This is a genomic window from Megasphaera sp. DJF_B143 (genome assembly GCF_900320625.1).
GTDB lineage: Bacteria > Bacillota > Negativicutes > Veillonellales > Megasphaeraceae > Megasphaera > Megasphaera hexanoica.
In genome coordinates this window covers 1-2,988 of sequence record NZ_ONTA01000250.1, presented here as the reverse complement: position 1 = coordinate 2,988, position 2,988 = coordinate 1, and the positions used below count along the sequence as shown (strand labels likewise).

Genomic DNA, 2,988 nt, shown 5'->3' with positions numbered 1-2,988 from the left:
GAAAAGTTTGTACCCAAAGGCGGTCCCAATGGCGGTGACGGCGGCCAGGGAGGAAATGTCATCCTCGTGGCTGACCGAAACGTCAATACGCTGGTAGATTTCCGCTATCGCCGCCTGTTTAAAGCCAAACCGGGCGGAAAAGGCCAGGGGAGCAATAAATTCGGCCGCGACGCCGATGACCTGCTCATCCCCGTACCCGTCGGCACGGTCGTGCGCGATGAAGAATCGAACGCTCTCCTCGCTGACCTGAGCCACGACGGACAGCAGGCCATCGTCGCTAAAGGCGGCCGCGGCGGCCGGGGCAACTATCATTTCCGTACCAGTGCCAACCGGGCACCGACCTTTGCTGAACGGGGGGAACCGGGGGAAGAACGCTGGCTGCGCCTGGAACTCAAAGTACTGGCCGATGTAGGCCTTCTGGGGTATCCCAGCGTAGGAAAATCGAGCATCCTGCGCAAAGTATCTGCGGCCCAGCCGGAAGTAGCAGCCTATCATTTCACGACGCTGAACCCCATCCTCGGCGTCGTCAATCTGCCGGATCAACGCAGCTTCGTCATGGCCGATATTCCCGGCCTTATCGACGGGGCAGCCGAAGGCGTCGGTCTGGGTCATGATTTCCTGCGCCATATTGAACGGACGAAAATCCTCATCCACGTTCTCGACGTGTCCGGCAGTGAAGGACGCGATCCCATCGAGGATTATGAGAAAATCAATGGCGAACTGGCAAAATACAGTGAAAAACTGTCGCGGAAACAGCAGGTCATCGCAGCCAATAAAATCGATTTATTATCTGATGATACGAATCTGAAACGGCTCCAGCAGTATATGGATGAACGGGGCCGGGACGTATTCCCTATCTGTGCTATGTCCGGCGAAGGATTGCCGGAGCTGATGGAATATGTCTGGAAACTGCTGGAAACGTATGTGGAAGAACCGGACGAAACGGATGAAGAGGTCATCTATAAACCAGAAGAAAAACCGGATTTTGAAATTCATCGCGACGATGATGGTGCCTTTGTCATTACCGGCCCCCGGATCGAACGGCTCGTCGCCATGACGAATTTCGATGATGACATGTCCCTGCGCCGGTTCCAGCGTATCTGGCGTTATATGGAACTGGACAAGATGCTGCAAAAAGAGGGCATCCAGGAAGGCGATACGGTGCGCATTTATTCCATGGAATTTGAATACCGCAAATAAGGAGATAGAATATGAATAATAAAGATAAAAAACAACTCAAGGCACTGGCCAGCCAGATGCCGTCGGTCATCCAGATAGGAAAGGAAGGACTGTCCGACGCCGTCATCGATAGTGCCCGGGCTGCCATTACCGCCAGAGAACTGGTCAAGGCCCATGTGCTCAATAATGCCGACCTCGATACGGCGGAAACCATGGAAACACTGGCAGGTATGCTGGGAGCCGAACTCGTACAGGTCATCGGCCATTACGGCGTCCTGTTCAAAAAGAAGAAAGATAAATCGCATTACGACTATATTAAAGAGTAGGACAGTGATGGAAGTGGACTGCAAGCAGAGAGATTTTACCAATAAAAAACGCATCGTCGTCAAAGTAGGGTCCAGTACGATTTCTTATGAAAACGGCAAGCTCAATTACCGGCGCATCGAACATCTGGTCCGGGAACTGGCCGATTTGCAAAATCAGGGGAAAGAGATGATTCTCGTCAGTTCCGGTGCGACCAATGCCGGTCTGGCCCCGCTGCACCTGGACCACCGGCCGCGCAGTATCAGGGAAAAACAGGCGGTGGCAGCTGTCGGACAGGGTGTACTCATGCATACCTACGAAATGATGTTCCGCGAATATGGACAAATCGTAGGACAGGTACTTTTGACGCGGATGGATTCCCAGGACCGGAGCAAGTTCATGAATTCCCGCAATACGCTCCTGACCATGCTGGAGATGGGAATCATTCCTATCATCAATGAAAACGATGTCGTCGCCGTCGATGAATATAAAATCGGCGATAACGATACTCTTTCTGCTATGGTCAGCGGTCTCGTCGATGCCGATCTGCTCATCCTTCTCTCCGATATCGACGGGTTATACACGGACAATCCCAAAACACATCCGGAAGCGACCATCATTCCCGTCGTACATACGATTGATAAACACATCTATGAAATCGCCGGTGATGCCGGTTCCAGTATGGGCACTGGCGGCATGCATACCAAAATACAGGCAGCCTCGATTGCTACTGCGGCCGATGTCGATATGGTCATCGCGTCGGGCAGTGAAGACGGCATCATCAGCCGCATCGTCGGAGGAGAGGGCGTTGGTACGCTGTTCAAAGCCAAGGATACGCCTCTTCACTCCAAGAAGCGATGGCTCGTTTCGGGCAGCAGGGCGAAAGGCAGTATCGTCGTGGATAAGGGCTGCCGTGATGCCATCATCGACCACGGGTCGAGTCTTCTTCCCGTCGGGATTACGGCCGTAGAAGGTATATTCCAGGAGGGAGATATCGTCAACGTCCAGTACGATGGCATCATCATTGCTAAAGGGATAGCCAACTACAGCAGCATCAATATCAATGCCATCAAAGGCGTCCAGTCTTCCGATATTCCTAAAGTACTGGGCCATGACGGCATTTATGAAGAAGTCATTCACCGCGATAATCTCGTGGCTATGTATTAAAGGGGGAAGAGGCTATGGAATCAGAAGCCGTCCGGAAAGCCCGGGCAGCCCGGCAGGCATCGTATGCTCTGGCCAATGCGGATACAACAGTAAAAAATAATGCTCTCACCTATATTGCAGATGATTTGCTGGCTCAGGCCAGTTCTATTATGGAGGCCAACGCAGCCGATGTAGCGGCAGCCCGGGAAAAGGGAATGAGCGACGCCATGATTGACAGGCTGACCCTGACGCCGGACCGCATCCGGGGAATGGCTGAAGGAGTCCGTCAGGTCATTGCCCTGCCAGATCCCGTCGGGCAGACGCTGGCATCCTGGGACCGTCCCAACGGCCTGCATATCG

General features: G+C 53.3%; 3 protein-coding genes and 1 pseudogene. All 4 read left to right on the top strand.

Features of this window, described 5'->3' with window-relative positions; genetic code table 11:
* Positions 1-1,200: GTPase ObgE (gene obgE, locus DBO31_RS07360; RefSeq protein WP_150824826.1), on the top strand; the 1,200-nt coding region annotated here is incomplete at its 5' end.
* An 11-nt stretch (positions 1,201-1,211) separates the two neighbouring features.
* Positions 1,212-1,505, top strand: coding sequence for a YhbY family RNA-binding protein (locus DBO31_RS07355; RefSeq protein WP_059075827.1), 294 nt, complete (start codon positions 1,212-1,214; stop codon positions 1,503-1,505).
* A 7-nt stretch (positions 1,506-1,512) separates the two neighbouring features.
* Positions 1,513-2,649 (top strand): glutamate 5-kinase, encoded by a 1,137-nt coding sequence (gene proB, locus DBO31_RS07350; protein ID WP_200817487.1) that lies wholly within the window; start codon positions 1,513-1,515, stop codon positions 2,647-2,649.
* A gap of 14 nt (positions 2,650-2,663) precedes the next feature.
* A pseudogene (proA, locus tag DBO31_RS07345) lies at positions 2,664-2,988 on the top strand (gamma-glutamyl-phosphate reductase); the annotation flags it as partial.

Bases quoted from the DNA above. Each gene is read 5' to 3' on its own strand.
- proB (WP_200817487.1), top strand. From the start codon at position 1,513: ATGGAAGTGGACTGCAAGCAGAGAGATTTTACCAATAAAAAACGCATC.
- DBO31_RS07355 (WP_059075827.1), top strand. From the start codon at position 1,212: ATGAATAATAAAGATAAAAAACAACTCAAGGCACTGGCCAGCCAGATG.